A 25,550-nucleotide genomic window follows, 5' to 3' on the forward strand; every position below is an offset into this window, starting at 1 on the left:
ATTGAGCGCCGGCGCCGTTTGATGATCATGGTGTGGCAAAGTGATCCTGAACCAAACGCGATCCGCGCGTTCGGGTTTCAGCAAGGATGGCGGGGTGCGCTTGATAACTCGCCCAACGCCCCCAGCCCTGCCCGATAAAACGCATCGCCGCCGCGCGCGCATTGCGCTATGGGCGCTGGCCATGGATATCCTGCTTGCCATCATGATCGTGCTGGGCGCTGCTGCCACCATGGAACTGGTCGCCTGGTCCAGCCACAAATACATCATGCACGGCTTTGGCTGGGCGTGGCACCGTGATCACCACGAACCGCACGATGGTTTCCTGGAAAAGAACGATCTCTATGCCGTGGTCGGCGCGGCCATTTCGATTTCGATGTTCGCGGTTGGCAGCCCCGTGGTGCTGGGCGCGCATGCCTGGTGGCCGGGCACCTGGATCGGCATGGGCGTGCTGGTCTATGGCCTGATCTATACCTTCATCCACGATGGCCTGGTGCACCAGCGCTGGTTCCGCTGGGTGCCCAAGCGTGGCTATGCCAAGCGACTGGTCCAGGCGCACAAGCTGCACCATGCCACGATCGGCAAGGAAGGCGGAGTCAGCTTCGGCTTTGTCGTCGCGCGCGATCCCGTGGTGCTCAAGCGCGAATTGCGCGAACAGCGCGCCGCCGGCATCGCCGTGCTGCGCGAAGCGGTCGAGTAAAAGATCCTCCCCGCATGGCGGGGAGGTGGCAGGCCGCAGGCCTGACGGAGGGGCGTTCAGCCCAGCTCCACCCCATCCCCCACGGCCAGATCGGCCGCGCCATCGGGAATGGCATTCATGCCAAACACCGGCTGGCGCTGCCACAGCCGCCCCATGCGACGCAGCGTGGCCAGCGGCTCGCGGTCATGGCTTTCCCCCGTCTGCGGGTCTTGCGTGGTAATCACGCAGCGCGTGCAGGGCTTGACCAGCCGCAGCGTGAGCGCGCCGATGCGCAAGCTGTTCCAGCCCTCTTCGGCAAAGGCCGCAGGCGCGCCGGTGATCACCAGGTTGGGGCGGAAGCGCGCCATGGTGATCGGCGCGGGCAACTGCGCATTGAGCGCGTCGAGCGATTCCTGCGTGGTGACGAGCAGCGGAAAGCCATCGGCAAAGCCCACGGCATCACCCGGCTGGCCATAGCGCGGATCGACCGGACGGATCACGTCATCGCCCATGTGCACCAGGTGAACCGGCTGGCCCAGCCGCGCTGAAAGCCAGGCGTCGGCCTCGGCGCCAGCGGGGGTGGCGGCCAGGCTGTCTCCCCACACCTTGACCGCGCGGCGCTCGGCCGTGGTCGGCACCGCCACCTTTACCGATGGCGCAGCCGCATGGTGCAGTGTCACGCCGCCATCGGCATGCGGCACGGCGCGCAGCAGGGCCATCGCCGGCAGTTCGCGGCGGGTGAGAAAGCGACCTTGCGGATTGACGACCATCCAGCGCCGATCACCCGCCACGCCCTGCGCGGTGATCGTGGCGCGCTCCATCGCTTCTCCCCCCAGGGACTTGACCGGATAGCGATGGATGGCGGCAAGCTGCATGCGACGTCCTATTCCGCGCGGGTCCAGATCCAGGTGCCGCTCAAGGCCATGACCGCCGCCGGGATCAGCACCCAGGGCCAGCCGGCAGTGAACGCGGTTACCCCCACGCTCAGCGCCATGGTCGCCAGTGCCGCCTTCTTGGCACGGCGGGGGATGGCGCGCCGGGTGCGCCATTCGCGCAAGGGCGGCCCCCACTTGGGATGATCGAGCAGGCGCTGCTCCCACGCGGGGTTGCCGCGCGCAAAGCAGAACACCGCCAGCAGCAGGAACGGCACCGTGGGCAGCAGTGGCAGGAACGCGCCCACCGTGCCCAGCCCGACAAAGAACAGGCCCGCAGCCGTCCAGAGATGGCGGCGGACCATGCCCGCCGTCAGCCCGCCGCAGCCAGGCGCGCGGCGTGTTCGCGCACCAGCGCAATCATGTTGGGCAGGCCCTGCGTGCGGTTGGATGAAAGCTGGTTCTTGAGATTGAACGGCGCCAGCGCCTCGGCAATGTCCATGCCTGCCACCTCAGCAGCGGGCCGGTCCTGCACGGCGGCCAGGACCAGGGCAATGATGCCCTTGGTGATCGCTGCGTTGCTATCGGCCAGGAAATGCAGGGCGCCGCCCTCCCCCTCAGTGGGATAGACCCATACCGCTGCCGAGCAGCCACGCACCAGCGTGGCATCGGTTTTCAGCGCATCGGGCATCGGCTCAAGCTCTCGCCCAAGGTCGATCAGCAAGCGATAGCGTTCATCGCCATCGCTGAACTCGTACTCTTCGAGAATGTCGGCAAGGGTGCGCATAGGCTGGGCCTTAGGCGGCGTGGACAAATTCCGCAATGCCACGGTTGCCCTGCAAGAGGCCCTGGCGAGGCGCGAGGCCGCAGGAAGAGTGGGCCTCTTTCAAGGCGGAGCAACGCTGCCAGGGCCTCTTGCAGGGCAACCCCTCCGGGGCTGGACCAAAAACCGCCATTTCCGCGTCGGCTCGTCGCGCAATATTCCCGATATTCCGCTTCCTCGCCTCCTTGAACTGGCGGTTTTTGCTTCCAGCCGTGGCACTGCGGAATTTGTCCACGCCGCCTAATGCGGGAACCAGCCCACCTCAACCCTCAACGATCGCGCAGGGATTCGATTTCACGGGCAAGGTCGGTCGATCCACGCTGGTCGGTCAGGATGCGCTCCAGCACCTCAACCCGGCTGCGCAGCGCAGCCACTTCGCGCGCGAGGGCGGCATTTTCCGCCGCATCGGCGATGGGATAGGTATCCTGTTGGGCGCTGTGGCGGCGATGGCGCAGGCTGGCCCAGGCCAGGATCGCGACGATGGCAACAAGAGTGGCTCCAAAGCTCACGGGTAGGAAATCCTTGGCTGGACCGGGTAAATCGGGCGGGGGGAAAAGAAAGGGCGGGTAAACGCGGTCAGTTGAACTGGGGCATGGCCGAAGCCTCGCGCCCCTGCATCATGCCTTCCAGCACGCGCACGCGCTGCTCCAGCCGGGCGGTCTGGGCGGCATATTGCGCGGCCTGCTCAGCCGTGGCGCGGGTGGTGGCGATGATTTCCCGCTCGCGCTGATCCATCCGGCGCGACCAGGCCTGCGCCGCCATTGCCAGGCCGACCAGCAAAGTGGCCAGGGTGGCAAATGCCAGCAGGACGATGGCACCGGCGGCAGTCATTGCAGCTTGCCCGAAACCGGGGCGCGGGCGGCGCCGTCGTGCTGGCTGCCTTCGATGCGGTTGACATCGCGCAGGGCCTCGATCTGCAGCGCCACGTCATAGCCACCATCGGTGACAATGCGTTCCAATACGCGCACGCGATCTTCCAGCGCCTGGTTCTGGACGGCATATTGGGCGGCCTTTTCGGCCGTGGCGTTGGCCTGGATTTCCGCCATCCGCCGGCTGTGCCGGGTCCAGATCGCAAGGCCTGCGATCATGAACGGGGCAAGCGGGATAAGCAGGGCAAGTGTTCCGTGATCCATGGCAGCAGTCCCCTTCGAAGTGCCGGGATGGGATGGAATGGTGGCTTAGCGCAGGCTTTCGATTTCCTGGGCGAGGCGCGGATTGCTCGAGACATAGAAGTGTTCGACTTCGGCCAAGCGGCGATCGATGTCGCGCAACGAGGCGCGCACTTCGCGGGCCGAACGGGCCGGCGATTGGCGCACGCCCTGCCAGAACTTCTGCTCCTGCCGATCGGCATAGAGCGAGGCCGGCTTCTTTTCAGCCAGGAAGCCCAGCGCGAGATAGATGATCGGCAAGAAGCCGAGCCCGCAGCAGGTGCCGACGATCAGCGCCAGCCGCACCCACAGCACATCAACCCCGGTGTAGTCGGCAATCCCGGCGCACACGCCCATGAACTTGCCGTTGACCTTGTCGCGATAGAAACGGGTACGGGCAGCGCTCATTTCACGGTCCCCTTGGTTTGCGTCATCAGCCGATCGAGTTCAGACAGGTCGGCCTGGTGGTTGGTGCGCTCGGCCGCCAGGCTGGCCGGGCGGAATTGCGGGTTTTCGCTGGCAACCAGGCGCTCCACCGTGTCCATCCGCTCTTCCAGGCGGCGCGCGACGCGATAAAGCTCTTCCAGCAGTTGCTCATCGCCGCTGGTCAGGGTTGCGGCGGTCTTCCACTTGGTCATGTAGTGCAGCACGATCCATGGCAGCGCGACGAACAGCGTTACCAGGGCAAAGAACGGCGTCAGGTCCATATCGCCCATGGTGATCAGCCCTCCTTGCCCATGGCGCGCTTCATCGCGGCCAGTTCCTCGTCGATCTTGTCCTGCCCGGCGAGGGCGGCAATCTCATCGGCCAGGCTGGGCGTCCCGCTTTCGGCGATGCTCAGCGCATCGGCGCGGCCTTCGGCATAATCGACGCGGCGTTCGAGCTGGTCGAACCGCGACAGCGCTTCGTCCACGCGCTCGCTGGTCATCAGGGCGCGCAGGCGCACGCGGTTTTCCGCGCTCTCCAGGCGGGCGGCGATGGCAGTCTGGCGGCTGCGGGCCTCGCGCAGGCGGGTCTGCAGCTTTTCGATGTCCTGCTCATAGGCGCGCATCGAATCGTCGAGCACCGCCACTTCGCTGCGCAGCTGGTCGGCCATGTCGGCCGCCTTCTTGCGCTCCATCAGGGCAGCACGGGCCAGATCCTCGCGGTCCTTCGACAGGGCGAGCTGCGCCTTGTCGGCCCAATCGGCCTGCAGGCGGTCAAGCTTGGCCACGTGGCGCAGCATTTCCTTCTGGTCGGCAATGGTCCGCGCGGCAGAGGCACGCACCTCAACCAGCGTCTCTTCCATTTCCAGGATGATCATGCGGATCATCTTGGCCGGATCGTCGGCCTTGTCCAACAGATCGTTGAAATTGGCGGCAATGATATCGCGCGTGCGCGAAAAGATGCCCATCAGGTTTGCTCCGTTGAAAAAAGGCCTTGCGGCGTTCGTATCACTTTGGCCGGTCCCCGACGAGGGCCGCATCCGCGCGGCCCGCAGCGCATCGTCAAAGCGCGAGGAGCCACCGGAAGACTGCGGGCCTGCCGGCACGGGTTCGAGAATGGAATTCATGCCAGGCCCCCGGTGATGGCCGCGACCGAGCGGGTGATGCCGGTGTGGCTAGCCGACGCGGCGTGGACGCTGTGGCCCAGGCCAGGCAGTTCTGGCATGTGGTTGGCCAGGACCACGGCGTTCATCGCCAGCATCGCGGCAATGCTGACCAGGGCGGCGCGGCCAAGACGGGTGGAGAAGAACGGGGCGGTGGTCATCGGGGTTACTCCAAAGCGGTTGTTCTGTATTCAGCAAGGCTCGTGCCAAATTTGAAAAGTGGCTGATTTGCGCCGTTTTCTGAAAATTCTCCACCCCGTAGAATGGCGCATCTTGCCCGCACTTGGGAAAATATGCCAAATGTTAGGCCATGGATCGCGAAGTTCAGTTCATCGGCCAATCCAGCGCCTTTCTCGACGCGGTCGAGCGGGCCAGCCGCGCCGCGCCGATGCGCCGCCCGGTGCTGGTGATCGGTGAACGCGGCACTGGCAAGGAACTGATCGCCGAACGCCTGCACCGCTTGTCCACACGCTGGCAGGAACCGCTGGTGACGATGAACTGCGCCGCCCTGCCCGAAACCCTGATCGAGGCGGAGCTCTTCGGGCACGAGGCCGGCGCCTTTACCGGCGCCACCCGCGCGCGCGTCGGCCGCTTTGAAGAGGCGGACAAAGGCACGCTGTTCCTGGACGAGTTGGGAACGCTGTCGATGGGCGCGCAGGAACGCCTGCTGCGCGCGGTGGAGTATGGCGAGGTGACGCGCATCGGCGCCAGCCGGCCGATCCGCGTGGACGTGCGCATCGTCGCTGCCACCAACGAGGATCTGCCGAAGATGGCCGCGCAAGGCCGCTTTCGCCCCGACCTGCTCGATCGCCTCAGCTTCGAGGTGATCACCCTGCCCCCGCTGCGCGTGCGCGAAGGCGACGTGGCCGTGCTGGCCGAGTATTTCGGCCGGCGCATGGCGGCCGAACTGCAATGGGATGCCTGGCCCGGCTTTGCCCCCCATGCCCAGCAGCAGCTGGAAACCCACGCCTGGCCCGGCAACGTGCGCGAACTGCGCAACGTGGTGGAGCGCGCGGTCTATCGCTGGGACGATCCCGACCGCCCGATCGCGCATGTACAGTTCGATCCGTTTGAAAGCCCGTGGAAACCCGCCGCCTTGATGACCCCGGCCACCGATGCCTGCACCACGGTGATGCAACATGCGACCAGTGCCGCGGATTTCGATACGATCCAGGATCTGCGCGCCGCAGTCGACTCCCACGAGCGCGCCATCCTGGAGCATCACCTGGGCCGCAACCGCTATAACCAGCGGCAGACCGCCAAGGCGCTGGGCGTGACCTATGACCAGTTGCGCCACTGCCTGAAAAAGCACGGGTTGCTGGAGCGTGGGCAAGGGTGATGTCTGCAGGTGTTGTTTCAGGTTTCCACCACCCCCAACCCCCTCCTCTAAAGAAGAGGGGGCTTTTTGATGCGGTTCTCCCCCTCCTCTTCAGAGGAGGGGGTCAGGGGGTGGTGGAAGCCGCACACTTCCAGCAAACCCCATGGCACTAACCCGCCTGACCCTGCGCGATTTTCGCAACCATGCGGCCACCCGGCTTGATGGCATGGCGCGCTTCAACGTGCTGGTGGGGGAAAACGGCGCGGGCAAGACCAATGTGCTCGAAGCGCTGTCGCTGCTGGCGCCGGGCCGGGGCCTGCGCCGCGCCCAGCCGGCCGAAATGGCCGCGCGCCATGGTGATGGCAGCTTCGCCGTAGCAGCCGAGATGGAAGCGGGCGAACTTGTGCTGGGCACCCACACCCAGCCCGCCGCGCCCGGCCGGCGCCTGGTCAAGGTCAACGGCGCACAGGCACCGGCGGCGCGGTTGGCGGAATGGCTCTCGCTCACCTGGCTGACCCCGGCGATGGACCGGCTGTTTGCCGAAAGCGCGGGCAACCGCCGCCGTTTCCTCGATCGGCTGGTGCTGGCCCGCCTGCCCGGCCATGCCCAGACCAGCGCCCGCTATGAAAACGGTCTTCGCGAACGCAACCGCCTGCTGGCAGACGACCGCGAACCCGATCCCGCCTGGCTCGACGCGCTGGAAACACAACTCGCGCAGACCGGCGCGGCGATCGTCGCGGCGCGCGCCGACCTGGTGGCCGATCTTGGCGCCGTGCTGGAAACCGTTCCCGAACAGCCTTTTGCCCGGCCGTCGCTGGCCTATGCCAGCGAAACCCCGGCCGATGAAGAGGCTCTGCGCAGCGCCTTGCGCCAGGGCCGCCGCCGCGATCGCGCGGCCGGGCGCACGCTGATCGGCCCGCACCGCGATGATCTGGCCGTGCGCCTGGCCACCAAGGATGCCCCGGCAGCCGATTGCTCCACCGGGGAGCAGAAGGCGATGCTGATCGCCATCGTGCTGGCCCATGCCGAACTCACCGCCGGCCCGCGCCCGCGCCTGCTGCTCCTCGATGAAATCGCCGCCCACCTCGATCCGCTGCGCCGCGCCGCGCTCTATGAACGGCTCGCTGCCTCGGGCGCGCAAGTGTGGATGACCGGCACCGAAGCGGCGCCCTTTGCCGAAATCGCCGGCGAAGCGGCGATGTGGCATGTGCACGATGGAGCGGCAGTGCGGGATTGATCCCAACCAGCAATACCCACGTCACCCCGGGCTTGACCCGGGGTCCCACTTTTCCTTGGTGCGTCACGAAAACAGCGGGACCCCGGGTCAAGCCCGGGGTGACGGGTAATTTTGGTGCAAGGCCAGGGCCAGGGCCAGGGCCACGGCTGGCTGGGTTGCCGCAACGATCGCATCCACTCCTCGCGCATTGGGGTGCATGTGATCGGGCAATTGCAGCGCCGGCCGGGCAATGATCGGTTGCAGTAAGAACGGCACCAGCGCGGCATCATACTTTTTCGCCAGGGCCGGCCAGATCGGGTTGAACGCCGCCACGTAATCCGCCCCCATGTTCGGCGCGGCGAGCATGCCGGTGAGCATCACGGGAATGCCGCGCCGCTTGAGTTCCGCGAGGATCGCATCGAGGTTGGCGCGGGTCTGTGCCGGCGGCAGGCCGCGCAGCATGTCGTTGCCGCCCAGGCCGACCATCACCAGCGTCGGCTTGCGCGGCTGGTTATCCAGCGTGAAGGCCAGCCGCTGCCGCGCCGCCGCCGTGGTATCGCCCGAAACGCCGGCATTGATCACGCGCGCCTTGACCCCCGCGGCATTGAGCGCCGCCTGCAGCCGGGCCGGATAGCTTTGCCCCTGGTCCAGCTGGTATCCGGCATAGAGGCTGTCCCCAAACGCCAGGATCACCGGCGCATCTGCCGGCACGGCGGCGGGCGCTGCTGCGCCAGCGGCGGTCGTCGCATCCCGCGTTTCCAGCGCATCGGGCGCCTTGTCGCGCGAACAGCCGGCGAGCGGCAGCAAGGCCAGGGCAGCAAGAACCGGAACAGCATAAACAGGCGCGCGCATCGGGTTTCCCATAAAGACAGGTGCTGCCCCCATGTCGTTGGTGGAATGGCCGGTTGCAAGATGCTTGCGGTCTATGCCACTCCCGCGCGGTGACCAGCCCTGCCCCGCTCATTTCCGCCCGCGCACTCACCCTTTCCCTTGGCCGTGACGCCGCCCGTGTCGATATTCTCAAGGGTCTGGACCTTGCCGTGATGGCCGGGGAAACCGTGGCCCTGCTGGGGCCATCGGGCTCGGGCAAGTCATCCCTGCTGGCCGTGCTTGCGGGGTTAGAACGCGCCAGCGGCGGCGTACTGTCTGTGGCCGGCGCGGATTTTTCCACGCTCGATGAAGATGGCCTTGCCACCGCGCGGCGTGGGCGCATCGGCATCGTGCTCCAGGCGTTTCACCTGCTGCCAACGATGACCGCGCGCGAGAATGTCGCCACGCCGATGGAACTGGCCGGCATGGCCGATGCCATGCCGCGGGCCGAAGCGGAACTGGCCGCCGTGGGCCTGGCCCACCGGCTCGATCACTATCCCGGCCAGCTTTCAGGCGGAGAACAGCAGCGCGTGGCGATTGCCCGTGCGCTCGCCCCGCGCCCGGCACTGCTGTTTGCCGATGAACCGACCGGCAACCTCGATACCGCGACCGGCACCGCCGTGGCCGATCTGCTGTTCGATCGCGCGCGCCAGGCCGGGGCAACCTTGCTGATGGTCACGCACGATGAAGCGCTGGCCCAGCGCTGTGGTCGCATCCTGCGCCTGGCCGATGGCCGCATCGTGGCGGACGAAACCCGATGACCGCCACGGCGCTGGCCGGCGACACCCAAAAGCGAGGCCTGGGCTGGGGCACCGCCTGGACATTGGCCCGGCGCGGACTGGACTGGAAATTCCGGGGCTTGCGCCTGCTGGTCGTCTGCCTGGTGCTGGGCGTGGCGGCACTGGCCGCGATCGGCACGCTGACCGATGCCGTGCGCGGCGAACTCGATCAACGCGGCCAGGCGATGCTGGGCGGCGATGTGGAAGTGGAACTGGCCGGGCGCCAGGCCTTTGCCCCGGAACAGGCGGCCTTTGCCCGCGCCGGCACGCTCTCGATCGGGGCGCGCATGCGGGCCATGGCCACCGTGCCCGACAGCGATGGCACTGCCGTGCCGATCGAACTCAAGGCAGTGGACGGCGCCTGGCCGCTCTATGGCCGTTTCACCCTGGCCGATGGCCGCGCGGTGGGCGCGCCCGACGCCACAACCGCTTGGATCGCGCCGGGCGTGGCGCAGCGGCTGGGCGTGTCCACTGGCCAGCCCTTGAAGATCGGCAGCGCCACATTCCGCATCGGCGGGGTGATCGCGGACGAGCCTGACCGCCTGGGCGAGGGTTTTGGCCTGGGCCCCACGGTAATCATCAGCCGCGCCGGGCTCGATGCCACCGATCTTGTTCAGCCCGGCGCCATGGCGCGCTGGAAATACCGCCTGCGCCTTCCCCCCACCGCCCAGCCGCAGGCCGTAGCCGACGCCCTCACCCGCCAGTTCCCCAATGCCGGGCTGGAACTGCGCACGCGTGACAAGGCCTCGCCCGGGCTCGATCGCTTTGTTTCGCGAATGGGGCAATTCCTGGCGCTGGTGGCGCTGGCCGCCTTGCTGATTGCCGGCATCGGCATTGGCAATGGCGTGGCCTCCTACCTTGAGGCGCGGCGCGGGGCGATCGCCACGCTCAAGATCCTGGGCGCCGCCGGGGCTGACATTGCACGGATCTATCTTCTGCAACTGGGCCTGGCCACGCTGCTGGCAATCGGCCTTGGCCTGGCGCTGGGGGTGGCGGCCACCCCGCTGATCGGCCTGGCGCTGAAAGATCTTTTGCCGATCCCCGCCGGCCTGGTACTGGCGCCCGGTGCGCTCGCCCTGGCCGCGCTGCAGGGCGCGCTGATTGCCGCCACCTTTGCCGCGCCGCCGCTGCTGCGCGCCCGTGCCGTGCCGGCCATGGCGCTGATGCGCGGCCGCCTGGTGCCCCCGCGCGACGGCTGGCGTAGCCGCGCGCTCGCCATGGGCATTGGCCTCGCCACGATTGCCGCCATTGCGGTGGCTGGGGCAGAGCAGCCCTGGCTGGCCGCCGGTTTCCTGGCGGCGGCGGGCGGCGTGTTGGCCCTGCTGGCGGCGCTGGGCTGGGCATTGGTGTGGCTCGCCGCCCGCCTGCCGCGTCCGCGCCACCCGATCGCGCGGATGGCTCTGGCCAACCTGCACCGCCCCGGCGCGCAGACCGGGGCACTGGTCACCGCGCTGGGCTTTGGCATGGCGGCGTTCGTGCTGCTCGCCGGGGTGCAGACCAGCCTTGACGCCAACATCGCCGCCCGCGTGCCGCAACAGGCGCCCGACTATTTCGTGCTCGACGTGCCGCCCGCCGGCCTGCCCGCTTTTGAACGCGTGGTGCGCGGCGCGGCGCCTGCTGCGCGCATCCGCACCGTGCCGGCGATGCGCGGCACGATCGTGGCGTTCGGCCCGGCCGATCACATGATCCGCGTTGCCGATCTGGTGCGCATTCCCGATGATGCCTGGGCGCTGCGCGGTGATCGCGGGCTGACCTTTGCCGATGCCCTGCCCGAGGGCAACGTCCTGACCGCCGGGCGTTGGTGGCCGGCCGGCTATCGCGGCGAACCGCTGGTATCAGTGGATGAAAAGCTGGCGCAGGCCATCCACCTCAAGCTGGGGGACAGGATCACGGTGTCGCTGCTGGGGGTGGAACGCAGCGCGCGCGTCGCCTCGTTCCGGCGGATCGACTGGGACAGCTATGGCTTCAACTATGTCCTGGTGTTCAGCACCAATGCCTTGGCCGATGCCCCCTATAATCTTGCCGCCACGATCGAACTGGGCAAGGCGCAGGGCAATCCGGCCGTGTCGCGCGCGATCCTGTCAGGCCTGGTGCGCGCCCTGCCGTCCAGCTCGGTGATAGAGGTGGGCCCGGTGCTGGCGCAGGCGCGCAGCCTGTTGGGGCAGATGGCCGTGGCGATCTTTGCCGCCGCCAGCGTGGCGATCCTGGCTGGGATGGCGGTGCTGGCCGGCGCCATCGCTGCCGCGCGGGCGCAACGGCACTATGACGCGGTGGTGCTGCGCGTGCTGGGCGCCGGATCGGGCCAGTTGCTGGTGCTGGTGCTGGCCGAACAGGCCTTGCTGGCCGTGCTGCTGGCCGGTGTCGCGCTGGGGCTCGGCACCGCAGGCGCCTGGGCGGTGGTGACGCAGCTGTTCGATTTTGCCTGGCTGCCCGGCTGGGGCACCATCCTGGCCGTGCTCGGCGGCGCGCTCGCGGTGGTGATGGCCATGGCGCTGGGCGGGTCGCTCGGCGTGTTGCGCACGCGGCCCGCCCAGGCGCTCAGGGAATTGTAATCACTGGAAAACGTCGGCTTCGTAGGGGTTCTTGGGGTCAGAGCCATAGCGGTTGGAGCCGCGCGTGCCGTCCAGGCACATGAACACCAGCAGCGCGAACCAGCCCAGGATCGGCAGGAAGATCAACAGAAACCACCAGCCCGAACGATCGATATCGTGCAGGCGCCGCACCGACACCGCCAGGCTGGGGATGAAGTTGAACAGCGCGAACAGCCCAGACAAGGCATCACCCACGCCGTTGAGCTGGGTGCTGACCCCGGTATACCAGCCCATTGTGGTATAGGTGGTGCGGCCGAAAACGATGGTCAGCGCCAGGTTCACCAGCAGGCCAAACAGCGTGAACATCCAGTATTCCTTGCGGCGCGATCGGCCAGCGAACTGGAAATAGCGGCGATAGGGCAACAGCATCCAATTCATGCGCAGTTCTCCTGGCGGTTTCAGCCAAACACGTCGGTCAGATCGCGGTTCTTGGGATCGGCACCATAGCGGTTGGGCCCGGGCGTGCCGGGCAGGAACATCATCACGAACACGATCAGCCCGCCAACGTAAGGCACGAAGCTGATCAGGTAGAGCCACCCCGTGCGGTCCTGGTCATGAAAGCGGCGAATACACACCGCCATATGCGCCCACGCCCAGACCAGCACCAGGATCGCCATCCCGGAGATGGCAACGATATCCCAGCGGTTTGTTTCCGGTGCAGCGGCTTTGTCCCAAAGATGCACCGGCATGAACACGCTGAAGAAAAGCAGGAACACTGCGATCCCCGACAGCACCAGCGAGAAGAACTCCCGCCGTCGCGAGCGCCCGCGAAACTCGAACATGCGCCTGTAGGGCAGGATCAGCCAGTACACGAACACCCCCATCGCTCACCGGCCGATGCCGGTTGGTCGCCATGGGCAAACAGCCAGAAAAATATCGACATGACAAGAAAAAGGGGGCCGCCAGGCAGCCCCCTTGCAAGTCTTGCGCTTCGCGTCCGGGTTAGAAGCGATAACGCACCGATGCACCATAGGTGCGCGGCTGGTTGGTGTAACCCGAAATTGCCAGAGGCTGGGCCACCGAATCGAAAACCTTGGTCAGTGTGCGGTTGTTGGTCAGGTTGCGCGCCCACAGCGTAAATTCGGTGCGGGCGCGGGGGGCCAGGCCCAGCGCGGCATTCACTTCGTCGATGCGCCGCTTGTATTGCGCCGACGCGGCGATCGCGGCGGCCGTGCCCAGATCAAGGAAACCGGGCAGCCCCTCTTCCGTGATCACCGGGCTTTCATGATGGAAATCCGCCCGCAAGAACAGGCGCGCGGTGCGGCCCAGGCGGTGCTCGTATTGCCCCGCCAGGGTGAACGACAGGGCGGGAATGCCGGCCGGCCGCCGTCCGGACAGATCGCCCACCGCCGACATCGTGAAATCATGGTACAGCGGATCGAGCCAGGTGGCGCTGCCCGAAAGCGTCAGGCCTGGCGCCGGGCGCAGCACGGTTTCCACTTCCACCCCGCGCACGCGCTCCTTGCCGGCGTTGACCAGTGCGAAACCAATGCCGGTAAAGACGTTGGACTGAAAGCCGCTGATGGTCTGGTCGAACACCGCGATATTGGCCGTGGCCAGCCCCCACTGCGCCTTGAGGCCCAGCTCATAGACGGTGGTACGCTCTGGCCCGGCAAAGCGGGTGGCATAGGTCTGGTTGACCTGGGCCAGGCCGGCGGCCTCCAACGCGGCCTGGTCGGCCGGAAACGGGCGGCTGTCGCGCGACAGGTTGATCGAGCTGGCCTTGAACCCGGTGGCGACGCTGGCATAGGCGTGCACGCGCCGGTTGAGCATGACTGTTGCACGTGCTGTCCAGGTCAGCCGCTGGTCATGCGTGCGGCCCGGTTCCACCGCATTGGGCACGTCAACATAGGGCGGGAAAAGCTGCAGCCGGCGCAGGGCGCCAAGCGGATTGGCCGCCGGGTTGTTGGCATTGGCCGCAGCGCGCCCCAACACGGCGGCATAGCCCTGGGGATCGGCCTGGGCAAAGGCCGCGATCGCCGCCGGGCTCTGCGGGTTGACGCCACGCGCGCGAAAACCGGCGGCGGCCAGCAGTTGCTGCCGGAACGGGGCATAGGCGCGACCGTCAAGGTCCACGCCGGCAAAAGCGTCGGTGGTTTCGCCGACGATCGCATAGCGCTTGGTATCGCTGGTAAAGGCAGCACCCGCCGTCAGCGTGAGCGCGCCACCGAGCTTGAGATCGCCTTGGAAAAATGCCGAGAACGCCTCGTTACGCAGGCGATAGCGTTCGTTGGAACCCTGCCCGCTGGCAAAGAAGCGGCCGGCATAGCGGGCGGGATCGCCGTCCAGGCCGCCCAGCACCTGCTCCAGCAACGGCACGCTCAATGCTCCGGCACTCGCCCCCTGCACCAGCAGGTTGGCATAGGCGCGCATGTCCCGGCCAAAGGCGATGGCATTGCGCTGGTCCAGCGCCTCGTTGAAGTAATAGACCCCGGCGAGCGCGTTGAACGGCCCGGGCAGGTCGGTCGCCAGGCGCAGTTCCTCGGTAAAGGTCGACAGCGTCAGGTCTTGGGCATTGCGCGCCAGCATCTGACCGCTGGTGAAATCGGAATCCTGGTTGGTGGCCGAGGTCAGCCGCCGCCACGCCGAAATCGCCGTCAGCTTGAACCGGCTGGCCTTATAGTCGAGCTGACCGGAAAAGCCGTAGTTGGCGATGCGGTTGGTCGAATCGAAATTCCACCAGGCCTGATCGGCATAGATCGCATCGGGCGCATTGACCTTGCCGCCGATCGCCAAGACCGCCTGGGTCGCGGCAGAGGACTGGACATTGACCGGCGCGCAGCACACCTCGTCGATCAGGCCGTAATCGCCGATCACCCGCAGCGACAGATCATCGCCGGGCTGCCACAGCGCCTGGCCGCGCACGAACCAGCGGTTGCGGCCGTTGCTGCGCTGGCCGCTATCGGGATCGACGATAAAGCCGTCGCGCCGGTTGCGCCCGGCCGCCACGCTCACCGCCAGGGTATCGGTCAAGGGACCAGTGACCAAACCCTTGAACACCTGGGCGTTATAGTTGCCATAGCTCGCCTCGAAATCCGCGCCGGGCGTGAACTGCGGCAGGCGCGTAATGATCGAGATGACCCCGGCCGACGCGTTTTTGCCGAACAGCGTGGATTGCGGGCCGCGCAAGACTTCCACCTGCTCCACATCGGGCAGATCGGCAATCTGCGCTGCCGTGCGCGAGCGATAGACGCCATCGACGAATACCCCGACCGAGGGTTCGATTCCGCTGTTGTTGGCGCCGTTGCCAAAGCCACGGATGTAGATGTTGACGTTGGCCGGGCTCTGCAACTGCTGCATCGACAGCGAGGGCACCAGGCTGGTCAGGTCTTTCAGATCGCGGATCTGTGCCCGCGCGATGGCCTCGCCGCTGGCCACGCTGACCGCCACCGGCACGTCTTCCAGGCTGGCCGCACGCTTGGTCGCGGTGACGACGATAGTGCCATCTGCCCCCTCGCCGCTTGCGGCCACCTCGGCCGGGCCATCGCCGGCAGCATGGGCGGTGGGCGCGATGGCTAGGCCAAGCGGCAGCCAAGCGGCCGTAATCAGCAGCTTGCGGTTTACCGCAAGCCGGCGCCGCCGTGCATCATCGCTGTGTTCGCCCCGACCCTGCATGTCTTGTGGTATGCGCGCCCTGTTGACCGCGTGGCTGGCAACACCCCCCGTGTTGGCCGGCCACGCCGCGCCTTTCTGCTAGCGCGGTTACATTCGGCCATAAACCGCAATCCGTGTCATTTCCGGGCATTTCGGCCGGATTTGGCGGCGTTTTGGCGGTACTGTTGCGCCTGCGCCACATCATCGCGGCAGGCTCTTTTGCCAGTCGCCCTTGTGGCAACGCACAATAACGAGTAAGCGCGCGCCCAAGTGCGGCCAGAACCGAGATGACGGGATCTTCCCGACACAGCGCCTGCTGCAAGCTCCAGTATCCCGGCCGCACGTTACGGTCTGTCGAAGAAAGCCTTTCATGTCACTGCCCTTGCGCAATATTGCGATCATCGCCCACGTCGACCACGGCAAGACCACGCTGGTTGACCAGCTGTTCCGCCAATCCGGCACGTTCCGCGACAACCAGCGCGTGGAAGAACGCGCGATGGATTCCAACGACCTGGAAAAGGAACGTGGGATCACCATTCTGGCCAAGTGCACCTCGGTGGAATGGACCAATCCGGCCACCAACGAGACGACGCGAATCAACATCGTCGACACCCCCGGCCACGCCGACTTCGGCGGCGAAGTGGAACGCATCCTCTCGATGGTCGATGGCGTGATCCTGCTGGTCGACAGCTCGGAAGGCGCGATGCCGCAGACCAAGTTCGTCACCGGCAAGGCGCTGGCCCTTGGCCTCAAGCCGATCGTGGTGGTCAACAAGATCGACCGCCCCGATGGCCGCCCGCAGGAAGTGCTCGACGAAGTGTTCGATCTCTTCGTCAGCCTCGATGCCAACGACGAACAGCTTGAATTCCCCGTGCTCTATGCTTCGGGCCGCAACGGCTATGCCGGCAACGACGAAACCGTGCGCGAAGGCAACCTGCTGCCGCTGTTCGAAAAGATCGTCAGCCACGTGCCGGCCCCGTCGCTCGACGTCGATGGTCCGTTCAGCTTCCTGGCCACCCTGCTCGATCGTGACAACTTCATGGGCCGCGTGCTGACCGGCCGCGTGCAGTCGGGCACGATCAAGCTCAACCAGCCGATCCACGCGATCGATCGCGATGGCAAGGTGCTGGAAGTGGGCCGCGCCTCTAAGATTCTGTCGTTCCGCGGCCTGGAACGCGTGCCGGTGGAAGAAGCCCGCGCTGGCGACATCATCGCGCTCGCCGGCCTCGAAAAGGCGACCGTGGCCAACACCGTGGCCGATCCTTCGGTCTCGACCCCGATTGCCGCCCAGCCGATCGATCCGCCGACGCTGGCGATGCGCTTTTCGGTGAACGACAGCCCGTTTGCCGGCCGCGAAGGCGACAAGGTGACGAGCCGCATGATCCGCGACCGCCTGATGCGCGAAGCGGAAACCAACGTGGCCATCCGCGTCACCGAAAGCGCCGACAAGGACAGCTTCGAAGTGGCCGGCCGCGGCGAACTGCAGCTGGGCGTGCTGATCGAAACGATGCGCCGCGAAGGCTTTGAACTGGGCATCAGCCGCCCGCGCGTGCTGTTCGGCACCGACGAAAACGGCCGCACCGAGCCGTATGAAACCGTGCTGATCGACGTGGACGACGAATTCTCCGGCACGGTCGTCGAAAAGATGCAGCGCCGCAAGGCCGAGCTGACCGACATGCGTCCCTCGGGCGCCGGCAAGACCCGCATCACTTTCTCGGCTCCGTCGCGCGGGCTGATCGGCTACCACGGCGAATTCCTGTCCGACACGCGCGGCACCGGGATCATGAACCGCCTGTTCGAAAAGTATGGCCCGCACAAGGGCGCGATCGAAGGCCGCCAGAACGGCGTGCTGATCTCGAACGCGACCGGCGAAGCGGTGGCCTATGCCCTCAACAGCCTGGAAGACCGCGGCGTGCTGTTCGTGCGCCCGCAGGACAAGGTCTATGAAGGCATGATCATTGGCGAAAACGCCAAGCCCGACGATCTCGAAGTCAACCCGATGAAGTCCAAGCAGCTGACGAACTTCCGTTCGACCGGCAAGGACGACGCGATTCGCCTCACCCCCCCGCGCATCATGACGCTGGAGCAGGCCATCGCTTATATCGACGACGATGAAATGGTCGAAGTGACCCCCCAGACGGTGCGTCTGCGCAAGGCGATCCTTGATCCCAACGAGCGCAAGAAGGCCAGCCGCAAGAAGGAAAACGCCTGATTTTGCGGCCCTTTGCGGGCCAGGCTTGATCAGCGAAAAGGGGCGCTCCGGCAACGGGGCGCCTTTTTTCATGTCTGTCATTGCCTGAACAAAGGTTTCATCGCCGGTTCAGCGCGTGTTGCATAAGGTTGCTGCAACGAACCCCGCTGCGAGCATGAGGCTCTTTTGGACAAGGCAGCGGGTTGGAGACGAGCCATGAAGCTTTTGAGCAAGGTTCTGCTGGCCGGCGCCCTGGGCGCCACCGTGATGGCCACTGCCGCCCCGGCAGAGGCCCATGGCTGGCATCGTGGTGGCGGTGGCGCCGGTCTGGCGATTGGCGCCGGTATCCTGGGCCTGGCCGTGGGTGCTGCGATCGCGTCGGACCATCCGCACCGCGGCTATGTGGTGGAAGAAGGCTATGCCCCGCCGCCCCCGCCGCCGAGCTATTACTATGAAGGCCCGGCCTATTATGGCGGCTATTATGCCCCGCCGCCGCCGCCCCCGCGGACCTATGTCTATCGCGAAGTCTATCGCAGCGGCCCGGCCTATTACGGTTATGGCGGTTATCCGCGCTGGCATCGCGGCTGGTAAACCCGCCGCCAGCATAGCGTGAAACCCTGACAGGCGCGCCCGTCGGACCAGTCCGGCGGGCGCGTTGCCATTTGGCGCCTTGGCATTTGTCGCGCCGGCCTCTCGCCATCCCGCCCCGCGCCCGCTATGGCGCCGCCATGACGAGTTCCCACCCCGTGAACCAGACCACACCTGATCCTCAGGCACTTGATCTTCGTACCATGACGGCCACTGGTCGGCTCGACGGGCTGCGCATCGCGCTGTTCAGCGGCAACTACAACTATGTCCGCGATGGCGCCAACCAGGCACTCAATCGCCTGGTCGGGCATCTTATGCGCCAGGGTGCACAAGTGCGGGTCTATTCGCCCAAGGTGGAACATCCGGCGTTCGAGCCCACCGGCACGCTGATCGGCATTCCTGCCCTGGCCGTGCCGGGCCGCGCCGAATATCGCGTGCCGATCGCGCTGTCGGGCCGGGTGCGGCGCGATCTGGCGGCGTTTGATCCGCATGTCGTCCATGTCTCGTCGCCCGATGTTGCCGCCCACCGCGTGGTCACCTGGGCGCGCCGGCACAGCCTGCCGGTGCTGGCCTCGGTGCACACCCGGTTCGAAACCTATTTCCGCTATTACAACATGGCCTGGCTGGAACCGGTGATCGAGGCCATGCTTCGCCGGTTCTATCGCCGCTGCGATGCGCTGGTTGCCCCGTCGGAATCCATGGCCCAGGTGCTGCGCGAGCAGCGCATGAACTATGATATCGGCATCTGGTCACGTGGGGTCGATCGCGACATCTTCACGCCCGAGCGGCGCAGCATGGAATGGCGCCGATCGCTGGGCCTGGCCGATGACGATGTGGTGATCGGCATTTTCAGCCGCCTGGTGATGGAAAAGGGGCTCGACGTCTTTTCCGACGCGATCGACGAATTGAAGCGACGCGGCGCCAAGTTCCGCGTGCTGGTGATCGGCGAAGGTCCGGCGCGCGAATGGCTGGAAACCCGCCTGCCCGACGCGGTATTCGCCGGGTTCATGTCTGGCGCCGATCTCGGCCGGGGCGTGGCCAGCATGGACGTGCTGTTTTTCCCTTCCGTCACCGAGACGTTCGGCAATGTCACGCTCGAGGCAATGGCCTGCGCCCTGCCCGTGGTGGCTTCAGCCGCCACCGGCAGCCAGAGCCTCGTCGACGATCATGTCTCCGGCCGCCTGATCACGCCGGGCGCAGTGCACCAGTTTGCCGAAGCGCTGCGCGCCTACGTGGAAAATCCGCAACTGCGTGCGCAGCATGGCGCGGCGGGCGAACTGCGCGCCCAGGAATTCAGCTGGGACCGCATCAACCAGGCCGTGGCCGATACCTATGTTCGCCTGGTACGGCAGAAGCGCACACGCAAATAGCCGCCAGTGCGCGTTCAGCGCACAATGCCATAGAGCATCGCGCGTTCAGCGCACGATGCGATAGAGCACGCTGCCGGGCGTGCGCCGCACCGGCATCGCGCCGGCCACCGGACGCACGGCAGCCGTATCGATGATCCAGATGTAATCGAACGCCGCGCGCGGCAGCTGCGCCAGGCGCCGGCTGATCGTGTTGGGCTTGGCGCAGTCATCGGGCTTGGCGAATTCGGAATCGTCGGTGGCAAATGCCCCAGCCAATGGCGCCTTTACCTGGAGCAGATGGCCGCCGGGCACCATCCATTGCTCGTTGGAAAAGGCATGGCGCCGCGCGATGGCATAGCCACCCAGATGCGTGCGCCGCTCCCGCTGCCATGGCAGGATCGATACGTTGCAGCTTTCCAGCACCAGCGACGCAACGCGGCTGCCGCGCGGCACCGCATCAAGCGCCACCAGGTCTGACGCCATGGTTTGCCCGGCCAGCCATAGACTAAGGACATTGCCCAGCAGGCGGGCAACGGCAAATCCCGCCCCCAGCCATGCCAGACTTGCCCAGCGCAGCCAGCCGGAATCCGGGTAGCGTGGCGAAGCCGCAACCAGCGCCACCATCAGCATAATGGGTACAAGCCGCATGTCGACCAGGCTGGCACCGATCAACGTGGCGGGCAGCAGGACATAGGCCAGGGCCAGAACGGCGCACCCCCACCACAAACCCATGGTGCCCACACGCCTGGCGCGGTCCCCACCTGTGCGGCGCAGCCCCCACCACACCAGTCCCAACAGCAACATGGCGCCCGCCACGTCCCACACGAGCCAGCGATCGCGCAGCGGCATCAACGGGTAGGTGAGCTTGAGCGCGGGGTTGAAGAAATCCTCGGTCGGCCCATGTCCGCTGGGTGGCAGCGGCCAGACGATCCGCAAGATCAGCGGCGCAGCCAGGCAACTGGCCGCCAGCCCAGCATCCCAGCCAGCCCGGCACAGCGCGCGCCACCTGCCCTTGCGCGATGCATCGGGCTGCCAGCGCCGGGCAAGTTCATCCATGCCGGCAAACACACACAGCAAAACCCAGGCCACCAAGTGGCACGTCCACAGCAATGCGGAAACCGGGATGAACAGCGCCCAGCGCGCCGCAATCCAGCCGCGCCGCCCCATGGCAATCCACAGCGCCAGGGCGAGGGTTGCAAGCGCCTGGCCCAAGGCAAAGTTGAGGAAGCCGAACTGCAATGGATAGCTATAGGCCAAAGGCAGCGCAAACAGCACGAGCGGCGTGATCCGGCCATGCAGGCTGCGCGCCAGGCAGAAAATCCCCAGAACCTGCAACACCGGAATGGCGACGGCCACCGCCCGCAAGGCGGGCTCAAGGCCCAGCCACGGCGCCAGCACTTCCATGACGAGATCGACCCCAAGATTGGGGATAAGGTTCCAGTGAAAGCTGTACCATCGGCTGAGGTCGGCCGAGCGACCGTGATCGACCTGCACCGCATAGTGCCCGAGATGGCCCGCCAGGTCGGTCAGCGGCACCACGGGCGGCAGGGCCAGCGGCAATGCGGCCAGCAGCATCGCGACCAGCCAGAGCCACTTGGCCTGGAGCCATTGCGTGGTGATCAGTTCATTGGAAGGAAACGCCGCGATCTCGGCCGCGTGCAACCGGGCAATGGGTTCATCGGTTACAGGCATCACTGGCAGGATCACGTACTTTCAAGTCTGCCCCGGACTTAAAGCGACGCAAACTGTCTGGCAATTCCAATCGTGTCCCCCACCAAGGCGCCGGAGCGGCCTGTTGGCCACTCCGGCGTGGTGTCGTCACAGCCGCTCGATCTTACGCGCGGCCTCATCCAGGATATCGGCCACCGCGAGCGCCGTGTCGTTGTCGAACGAACCGCCCGCCACGCGTTGCCGCAACGCCAACGCCAGGTTGGCAAAGGCGCGGCGCACCGGCGGGCTGGCCTCGCGGGCGCCGGCCTGGGCCAAGCTGGTCAGCCGATCGACGATGACCTTGAGTTCCTCGGTCTTGCCCGCCAGTTCGGCGCGGCCGGCCTCGGTCGCGGTAAACGCCTTGCGCGTGCCTTCACCCGCTGCTTCGGCAATCAGGCCTTCGTCCACCAGCAGGGCCAGGGTGGGATAGACCACGCCCGGGCTCGGGGCATATTGCCCGCCGGTGAGGTCTTCCACGGCCTTGATCAGTTCATAGCCGTGGCGGTCCTGCTCGGCCACCAGGCTCAGCAGCAAGAGGCGCAATTCGCCAGCGGCGAACATGCGCCCACGGCCACCCCGGCCACGGCCGAACGGCCCGCCGCCGCCGCGCCCGCCCCGACCGCCACCAAACGGGCCGCCGCCGAAGGGGCCACCATCAAAGGGGCCTCCACCGAAAGGACCACCTTCATCGTCAAAACGGCCGGCAAACTTGCGCGCCAGGCGCTCGCCGAACCGGCCGCCGCCACAGTGGCCACCATGGCCTTCGCCAGCGCTTCCGCGCCAGCCACCGAATTTGCCCCGTCCGGGGCGTTCACTATCAAATCGCATCGTTATTCCTTTCATCACGATGCAGCTAAGATATATCTTAATAGCATCTGCGCAAGACCCCGGTTAAAATTTTTCGAGAAATTTTCGCGCGCAGGCCCTATCTCGGTGCCGCATGGCCGATCTGTTTGCCCCGCCACCCCAGGAAACCCCGCGATCCCAGCCGCTTGACCACGGCCCGCTGGCCGACAGGCTACGCCCGCGCGCGCTCGACCAGGTGATCGGCCAGGGCCACCTCACCGGCGCGGAAGGCGCGATCGGCCGCATGGTTGCTGCCGGCAAGCTCTCGTCGATGATCCTGTGGGGGCCGCCGGGCACCGGCAAGACCTCGATCGCGCGCCTGCTGGCCGATGCCGTGGGCATGCGCTTCATCGCGATCAGCGCGATCTTTTCGGGCGTGGCCGATCTGAAAAAGCTGTTTGCCGAGGCCGAAGCCATGGCGCTGGCCGGGCGGCGCACGCTGCTGTTTGTTGACGAGATTCACCGCTTCAACCGCGCGCAGCAGGATGGCTTCCTGCCGGTGGTGGAAAACGGCACGATCACCCTGGTCGGTGCCACCACCGAGAACCCCAGCTTTGCGCTCAACGCCGCGCTGCTCAGCCGCGCGCAGGTGCTGATCCTGCACCGCCTCGATGCTGCCGCGCTGGAAGAGCTGCTGCGCCGCGCGGAAGAGGAAACCGGGCTTGCCCTGCCGCTGACGCCCCCCGCGCGCGAGGCGCTGGTCGCCTCGGCCGATGGCGATGGGCGCTTCCTGCTCAACCAGGTCGAAACGCTGCTCGATGTCGATCTGCCCGCGCCGCTCGATCCCGAAGGCCTGTCTGCCTTCCTGATGCGGCGCATGGCGGTGTACGACAAGGACCGCGACGGGCACTACAACCTCATTTCCGCCCTGCACAAATCGTTGCGCGGGTCCGATCCGCAGGCAGCGCTCTATTGGATGGCGCGCATGCTGGTCGCGGGCGAAGACCCGATGTACGTGCTGCGCCGCCTGGTCCGCTTTGCCAGCGAAGACATTGGCCTGGCTGATCCCCAGGCGCTGACCCAGTGCCTGGCCGCCAAGGATGCCTACACTTTCCTCGGCTCGCCCGAGGGGGAACTGGCGATCGTCCAGGCCTGCCTCTATTGCGCCACCGCGCCCAAATCCAACGCCGCCTATGGCGCGATGAAGGCGGCATGGAAAGCCGCGCGCGAGACCGGATCGCTCAGCCCGCCGGCGCATATCCTCAACGCCCCGACCAAGCTGATGAAGGACATCGGCTATGGCAAGGGCTATGCCTATGACCACGATGCCGCCGATGGCTTTTCCGGCGCCGATTATTGGCCCGAAGAGATGGCCGCGCAGGCTTTCTATCGCCCGGTCGAGCGCGGGTTCGAGCGCGAGATCGTCAAGCGGCTGGACTGGTGGGACCGCAAGCGGCGCGAGCGGCGAGGCGAAACGCCGATCGAGGACGAATGAGCCGCTTTGCCCATTTCGTGGCGGTCGACTGGTCAGGCGCGGCGGGAGAGCGCCACAAGGGCATCGCTCTCGCCCACTGCACAACGGGTGACGCAGCCCCAGTGCTGGTGCGCCCCGGCCATCGCTGGTCGCGGCAAGAGGTGCTCGACTGGCTGCTGCACCACCTGCCGTCCGATAGCCTGGTGGGCATGGACCTGGGCCAGTCGCTGCCCTTTGCCGATTGCGGCGCGTTCTTTCCCGGCTGGGACGCCAGCCCGGCCGACGCGCGCGCACTGTGGGCCATGGTCGATACGCTATGCGCGGATGAGCCGCATCTGGGCGTCAACCGCTTCGTCGATGCCACAGAGCCGTCGCACCATTTCCGCCGCCACGGCGGCCGCTGCGGCGATCGCTTTCCGGCCGGCCGCGGCCGCCTGCGCGTGACCGAGCGCGCGCAAGAGGCGATGGGCTGCAAGCCATACAGCAACTTCAACCTGGTGGGCGCGGCGCAAGTGGGCAAGTCCAGCCTCTCGGGCATGCGCGTGCTGCACCGCCTGGATGGGCAGATCAGCGTCTGGCCGATCGATCCCCTGCCCGCGCGCGGCAGCGTGGTCTGCGAAATCTATACCACCATCGCCGCCATGGCGGCCGGCCGCCCTGCCAGCCGCTCCAAGATCCGCGACGGCGCCAGCCTTGACCACGCCCTCGCCACGCTGGGCAGTGCCCCCTTTGGGCACGCCGGCGCGATCGACGATCACCAGAGCGACGCCCTGATCACCGCCGCGTGGCTGCGCACCGTGGCGCACACGCCCGCCCTGTGGCACCCCGCAGCCCTCACCCCCGAAATTGCCCGCACCGAGGGCTGGACGTTCGGGGCCACTTGAGGCTATGCGCGAAACCCACGCACCGATGCCGGCTTAGCTCAGTTGGTAGAGCACCTGCTTTGTAACCAGGGGGTCAGGGGTTCGATTCCTCTAGCCGGCACCATTTTTGCACCCACGACATCCACCGCGTCACGCATGCCATCGTCACCCAAGAAATTTGGGATGGACGCTGTGGGGCACCTGTGGTGAGCAAGGGGCATGGCAGCCCCGGAACCTGCACCCGTCTCGCTTGCGGCTTTGAATGACAAGGAACGCGAGATCCTGCGCCTGTTGACGGCGGGGCACACGGTCAAATCCATCGCGCTGCAACTGGGCCGGTCGGAAGCCTCGATCAACGAGCGGCTGCGCGATGCGCGGCGCAAGACCGGGGTGGGCAGCAGCCGCGAGTTGGCGCGCATGCTGGCGGCCCAAAAAAGTTGGGACAGAAATCCTGAGCTTACCGGCCCGGGCAAGGCGCCCGATACGGCAGGGGCGCCCCGCATCGTCGGGCGCCGATGGTCGAAAGGATTGCTTGCCATGCTTACCGCACTTTCGCTTGCCGCCGCAGGCCTGCTGGTTTCCACCGGACAGGTGCTGCCGCCCCGCACCGGGGCCGCCCTACCCGCTCCAACGGCGCAGGCGACGCCCGCCAAGGCCATGCCGCTGCTCGGCCGCTGGTCGCTCGATGTGACGCGGATTCCCGCCGAGGAGCGGCCGCAGAAGGTCACCATTGCCTTCGCCAAGGCCGCCGACGGCCGCTGGACAACCATGGTCGACATGATCGGTCCTGATGGCACCGCCCACAAGGCGGAATCGACGGCGGCGCTCGATGGCGTGCCCGCGCCGGTGACGGGAACGATGGATTTCATCGACACGGTATCGCTGCGCCAGCCTGCGCCCAACACGCTGGTGATGACCCTGGGCAAGAACGGCGCCCCGGTTTCTACGCGCGTCTATGCGGTCGCCAAAGACCAGCGATCGATGACTGAAACGATCATCTGGCCCGGCAATGCCATTCCCGGCCTTGAAACCACCACGTTCCACCGCGTGGAGTGATCGCCCGCAACGCGCCGCCGTTCCCGGCCGCCTTGTTGCCGCGGCTTGCCCACGATGG

27 protein-coding genes and 1 tRNA gene are annotated in these 25,550 nt (G+C 66.6%); 12 read left to right on the forward strand and 16 right to left on the reverse strand.

What is annotated here, in order from left to right:
• The first annotated feature begins 181 nt into the window (after positions 1–181).
• Positions 182–697, forward strand: coding sequence for a sterol desaturase family protein (locus ABIC78_RS04490; protein WP_054130629.1), 516 nt, complete (start codon positions 182–184; stop codon positions 695–697).
• A gap of 56 nt (positions 698–753) precedes the next feature.
• Here ABIC78_RS04490 and ABIC78_RS04495 read toward each other — a convergent pair whose 3' ends face one another.
• The 10 genes from ABIC78_RS04495 to ABIC78_RS04540 all read right to left on the reverse strand — a co-directional run bounded on the left by ABIC78_RS04495 (position 754) and on the right by ABIC78_RS04540 (position 5,268).
• Positions 754–1,551, reverse strand: a complete 798-nt coding sequence (locus tag ABIC78_RS04495; protein WP_054130630.1) for an MOSC domain-containing protein — start codon at positions 1,549–1,551, stop codon at positions 754–756.
• 8 nt (positions 1,552–1,559) lie between these two features.
• Positions 1,560–1,913 (reverse strand): YbaN family protein, encoded by a 354-nt coding sequence (locus ABIC78_RS04500; RefSeq protein ID WP_054130631.1) that lies wholly within the window; start codon positions 1,911–1,913, stop codon positions 1,560–1,562.
• Positions 1,914–1,921: 8 nt separating this feature from the next.
• Positions 1,922–2,335: a SufE family protein gene (locus ABIC78_RS04505; protein WP_054130632.1), complete on the reverse strand. Its 414-nt coding sequence runs from the start codon at positions 2,333–2,335 to the stop codon at positions 1,922–1,924.
• Between the two features lie 305 nt (positions 2,336–2,640).
• A complete protein-coding gene (locus tag ABIC78_RS04510; RefSeq protein ID WP_054130633.1) occupies positions 2,641–2,880 on the reverse strand; it encodes a hypothetical protein in 240 nt (79 codons plus the stop codon).
• Positions 2,881–2,947: 67 nt separating this feature from the next.
• Positions 2,948–3,202 (reverse strand): hypothetical protein, encoded by a 255-nt coding sequence (locus ABIC78_RS04515; RefSeq protein ID WP_054130634.1) that lies wholly within the window; start codon positions 3,200–3,202, stop codon positions 2,948–2,950.
• Complete coding sequence (locus ABIC78_RS04520) at positions 3,199–3,504, reverse strand: hypothetical protein (RefSeq protein WP_022677112.1); 306 nt, start codon at positions 3,502–3,504, stop codon at positions 3,199–3,201. Before ABIC78_RS04520 ends, ABIC78_RS04515 begins: the two co-directional genes overlap by 4 nt.
• Positions 3,505–3,549: 45 nt before the next feature.
• On the reverse strand, positions 3,550–3,927 hold the full coding sequence (gene pspC, locus ABIC78_RS04525; protein WP_022677113.1) for an envelope stress response membrane protein PspC: 378 nt from the start codon (positions 3,925–3,927) through the stop codon (positions 3,550–3,552).
• Positions 3,924–4,235 carry an envelope stress response membrane protein PspB gene (gene pspB / locus ABIC78_RS04530; protein WP_082349712.1) on the reverse strand — a complete coding sequence of 104 codons (312 nt, stop codon included), beginning with the start codon at positions 4,233–4,235 and terminating at the stop codon, positions 3,924–3,926. Before pspB ends, pspC begins: the two co-directional genes overlap by 4 nt.
• Before the next feature lie 5 nt (positions 4,236–4,240).
• The gene (gene pspA, locus ABIC78_RS04535) at positions 4,241–4,984 is read right to left on the reverse strand and encodes a phage shock protein PspA (RefSeq protein WP_231627549.1); all 744 of its coding nucleotides are present in this window, start codon (positions 4,982–4,984) and stop codon (positions 4,241–4,243) included.
• Between the two features lie 83 nt (positions 4,985–5,067).
• Entirely contained in the window at positions 5,068–5,268 is a 201-nt protein-coding gene (locus ABIC78_RS04540; protein ID WP_169049738.1) for a hypothetical protein, read from the reverse strand.
• Between the two features lie 149 nt (positions 5,269–5,417).
• Between ABIC78_RS04540 and pspF the strand changes: the two genes are divergently transcribed.
• Positions 5,418–6,446, forward strand: a complete 1,029-nt coding sequence (gene pspF, locus ABIC78_RS04545) for a phage shock protein operon transcriptional activator (protein ID WP_171794712.1) — start codon at positions 5,418–5,420, stop codon at positions 6,444–6,446.
• Positions 6,447–6,588: 142 nt separating this feature from the next.
• The gene (gene recF / locus ABIC78_RS04550) at positions 6,589–7,662 is read left to right on the forward strand and encodes a DNA replication/repair protein RecF (protein ID WP_171794713.1); all 1,074 of its coding nucleotides are present in this window, start codon (positions 6,589–6,591) and stop codon (positions 7,660–7,662) included.
• 87 nt (positions 7,663–7,749) lie between these two features.
• Here the strand turns inward: recF and ABIC78_RS04555 are convergent, their stop codons facing one another.
• Positions 7,750–8,493: an arylesterase gene (locus ABIC78_RS04555; protein WP_171794714.1), complete on the reverse strand. Its 744-nt coding sequence runs from the start codon at positions 8,491–8,493 to the stop codon at positions 7,750–7,752.
• A gap of 89 nt (positions 8,494–8,582) precedes the next feature.
• On the opposite strand from ABIC78_RS04555, the gene ABIC78_RS04560 reads away from it, so the two are divergent.
• Positions 8,583–9,272: an ABC transporter ATP-binding protein gene (locus ABIC78_RS04560; RefSeq protein ID WP_171794306.1), complete on the forward strand. Its 690-nt coding sequence runs from the start codon at positions 8,583–8,585 to the stop codon at positions 9,270–9,272.
• Positions 9,269–11,842: an ABC transporter permease gene (locus ABIC78_RS04565; RefSeq protein WP_171794715.1), complete on the forward strand. Its 2,574-nt coding sequence runs from the start codon at positions 9,269–9,271 to the stop codon at positions 11,840–11,842. The genes ABIC78_RS04560 and ABIC78_RS04565 overlap by 4 nt, the downstream gene beginning before the upstream one ends.
• Here the strand turns inward: ABIC78_RS04565 and ABIC78_RS04570 are convergent, their stop codons facing one another.
• The 3 genes from ABIC78_RS04570 to ABIC78_RS04580 form a co-directional block, all read right to left on the reverse strand.
• Entirely contained in the window at positions 11,843–12,259 is a 417-nt protein-coding gene (locus ABIC78_RS04570; RefSeq protein ID WP_022677905.1) for a DUF805 domain-containing protein, read from the reverse strand.
• Between the two features lie 20 nt (positions 12,260–12,279).
• On the reverse strand, positions 12,280–12,693 hold the full coding sequence (locus ABIC78_RS04575; protein WP_233253891.1) for a DUF805 domain-containing protein: 414 nt from the start codon (positions 12,691–12,693) through the stop codon (positions 12,280–12,282).
• Positions 12,694–12,823: 130 nt separating this feature from the next.
• Positions 12,824–15,496, reverse strand: coding sequence for a TonB-dependent receptor (locus ABIC78_RS04580; protein WP_082349713.1), 2,673 nt, complete (start codon positions 15,494–15,496; stop codon positions 12,824–12,826).
• Positions 15,497–15,845: 349 nt separating this feature from the next.
• Between ABIC78_RS04580 and typA the strand changes: the two genes are divergently transcribed.
• From typA to ABIC78_RS04595, 3 genes are all read left to right on the forward strand, one after another.
• Positions 15,846–17,687, forward strand: a complete 1,842-nt coding sequence (typA, locus tag ABIC78_RS04585; RefSeq protein WP_022677908.1) for a translational GTPase TypA — start codon at positions 15,846–15,848, stop codon at positions 17,685–17,687.
• A 195-nt stretch (positions 17,688–17,882) separates the two neighbouring features.
• Positions 17,883–18,257, forward strand: coding sequence for a hypothetical protein (locus ABIC78_RS04590; protein WP_022677909.1), 375 nt, complete (start codon positions 17,883–17,885; stop codon positions 18,255–18,257).
• 200 nt (positions 18,258–18,457) lie between these two features.
• Positions 18,458–19,624: a glycosyltransferase family 4 protein gene (locus ABIC78_RS04595; protein ID WP_054130641.1), complete on the forward strand. Its 1,167-nt coding sequence runs from the start codon at positions 18,458–18,460 to the stop codon at positions 19,622–19,624.
• 45 nt (positions 19,625–19,669) lie between these two features.
• Here ABIC78_RS04595 and ABIC78_RS04600 read toward each other — a convergent pair whose 3' ends face one another.
• Both ABIC78_RS04600 and ABIC78_RS04605 read right to left on the reverse strand, forming a co-directional pair.
• The gene (locus ABIC78_RS04600; RefSeq protein WP_156306361.1) at positions 19,670–21,295 is read right to left on the reverse strand and encodes a hypothetical protein; all 1,626 of its coding nucleotides are present in this window, start codon (positions 21,293–21,295) and stop codon (positions 19,670–19,672) included.
• Between the two features lie 126 nt (positions 21,296–21,421).
• The gene (locus ABIC78_RS04605) at positions 21,422–22,141 is read right to left on the reverse strand and encodes a PadR family transcriptional regulator (RefSeq protein ID WP_082349714.1); all 720 of its coding nucleotides are present in this window, start codon (positions 22,139–22,141) and stop codon (positions 21,422–21,424) included.
• Positions 22,142–22,253: 112 nt separating this feature from the next.
• Between ABIC78_RS04605 and ABIC78_RS04610 the strand changes: the two genes are divergently transcribed.
• The 4 genes from ABIC78_RS04610 to ABIC78_RS04625 all read left to right on the forward strand — a co-directional run bounded on the left by ABIC78_RS04610 (position 22,254) and on the right by ABIC78_RS04625 (position 25,492).
• The gene (locus tag ABIC78_RS04610) at positions 22,254–23,594 is read left to right on the forward strand and encodes a replication-associated recombination protein A (RefSeq protein ID WP_054130643.1); all 1,341 of its coding nucleotides are present in this window, start codon (positions 22,254–22,256) and stop codon (positions 23,592–23,594) included.
• A complete protein-coding gene (locus ABIC78_RS04615) occupies positions 23,591–24,457 on the forward strand; it encodes a hypothetical protein (protein ID WP_054130644.1) in 867 nt (288 codons plus the stop codon). Before ABIC78_RS04610 ends, ABIC78_RS04615 begins: the two co-directional genes overlap by 4 nt.
• A gap of 27 nt (positions 24,458–24,484) precedes the next feature.
• Positions 24,485–24,560, forward strand: a tRNA-Thr gene (locus ABIC78_RS04620).
• A 95-nt stretch (positions 24,561–24,655) separates the two neighbouring features.
• A complete protein-coding gene (locus ABIC78_RS04625) occupies positions 24,656–25,492 on the forward strand; it encodes a helix-turn-helix domain-containing protein (RefSeq protein WP_082349715.1) in 837 nt (278 codons plus the stop codon).
• The last annotated feature ends 58 nt before the right edge of the window (positions 25,493–25,550 follow it).

This window comes from Novosphingobium sp. 1529 (assembly GCF_040544855.1).
In the GTDB taxonomy this organism is placed as follows: domain Bacteria; phylum Pseudomonadota; class Alphaproteobacteria; order Sphingomonadales; family Sphingomonadaceae; genus Novosphingobium; species Novosphingobium capsulatum.

Bases quoted from the DNA above. Each gene is read 5' to 3' on its own strand.
- ABIC78_RS04515 (WP_054130634.1), bottom strand. From the start codon at position 3,202: ATGACTGCCGCCGGTGCCATCGTCCTGCTGGCATTTGCCACCCTGGCC.
- ABIC78_RS04605 (WP_082349714.1), bottom strand. From the start codon at position 22,141: ATGCGATTTGATAGTGAACGCCCCGGACGGGGCAAATTCGGTGGCTGG.
- ABIC78_RS04520 (WP_022677112.1), bottom strand. From the start codon at position 3,504: ATGGATCACGGAACACTTGCCCTGCTTATCCCGCTTGCCCCGTTCATG.
- ABIC78_RS04570 (WP_022677905.1), bottom strand. From the start codon at position 12,259: ATGAATTGGATGCTGTTGCCCTATCGCCGCTATTTCCAGTTCGCTGGC.
- pspC (WP_022677113.1), bottom strand. From the start codon at position 3,927: ATGAGCGCTGCCCGTACCCGTTTCTATCGCGACAAGGTCAACGGCAAG.
- ABIC78_RS04565 (WP_171794715.1), top strand. From the start codon at position 9,269: ATGACCGCCACGGCGCTGGCCGGCGACACCCAAAAGCGAGGCCTGGGC.
- ABIC78_RS04555 (WP_171794714.1), bottom strand. From the start codon at position 8,493: ATGCGCGCGCCTGTTTATGCTGTTCCGGTTCTTGCTGCCCTGGCCTTG.
- pspA (WP_231627549.1), bottom strand. From the start codon at position 4,984: ATGCGGCCCTCGTCGGGGACCGGCCAAAGTGATACGAACGCCGCAAGG.
- ABIC78_RS04590 (WP_022677909.1), top strand. From the start codon at position 17,883: ATGAAGCTTTTGAGCAAGGTTCTGCTGGCCGGCGCCCTGGGCGCCACC.
- ABIC78_RS04600 (WP_156306361.1), bottom strand. From the start codon at position 21,295: ATGCCTGTAACCGATGAACCCATTGCCCGGTTGCACGCGGCCGAGATC.
- ABIC78_RS04580 (WP_082349713.1), bottom strand. From the start codon at position 15,496: ATGCAGGGTCGGGGCGAACACAGCGATGATGCACGGCGGCGCCGGCTT.
- ABIC78_RS04595 (WP_054130641.1), top strand. From the start codon at position 18,458: ATGACGGCCACTGGTCGGCTCGACGGGCTGCGCATCGCGCTGTTCAGC.
- ABIC78_RS04615 (WP_054130644.1), top strand. From the start codon at position 23,591: ATGAGCCGCTTTGCCCATTTCGTGGCGGTCGACTGGTCAGGCGCGGCG.
- ABIC78_RS04490 (WP_054130629.1), top strand. From the start codon at position 182: ATGGATATCCTGCTTGCCATCATGATCGTGCTGGGCGCTGCTGCCACC.
- ABIC78_RS04495 (WP_054130630.1), bottom strand. From the start codon at position 1,551: ATGCAGCTTGCCGCCATCCATCGCTATCCGGTCAAGTCCCTGGGGGGA.
- ABIC78_RS04505 (WP_054130632.1), bottom strand. From the start codon at position 2,335: ATGCGCACCCTTGCCGACATTCTCGAAGAGTACGAGTTCAGCGATGGC.
- recF (WP_171794713.1), top strand. From the start codon at position 6,589: ATGGCACTAACCCGCCTGACCCTGCGCGATTTTCGCAACCATGCGGCC.
- pspF (WP_171794712.1), top strand. From the start codon at position 5,418: ATGGATCGCGAAGTTCAGTTCATCGGCCAATCCAGCGCCTTTCTCGAC.
- ABIC78_RS04625 (WP_082349715.1), top strand. From the start codon at position 24,656: ATGGCAGCCCCGGAACCTGCACCCGTCTCGCTTGCGGCTTTGAATGAC.
- pspB (WP_082349712.1), bottom strand. From the start codon at position 4,235: ATGGGCGATATGGACCTGACGCCGTTCTTTGCCCTGGTAACGCTGTTC.
- typA (WP_022677908.1), top strand. From the start codon at position 15,846: ATGTCACTGCCCTTGCGCAATATTGCGATCATCGCCCACGTCGACCAC.
- ABIC78_RS04500 (WP_054130631.1), bottom strand. From the start codon at position 1,913: ATGGTCCGCCGCCATCTCTGGACGGCTGCGGGCCTGTTCTTTGTCGGG.
- ABIC78_RS04610 (WP_054130643.1), top strand. From the start codon at position 22,254: ATGGCCGATCTGTTTGCCCCGCCACCCCAGGAAACCCCGCGATCCCAG.
- ABIC78_RS04540 (WP_169049738.1), bottom strand. From the start codon at position 5,268: ATGACCACCGCCCCGTTCTTCTCCACCCGTCTTGGCCGCGCCGCCCTG.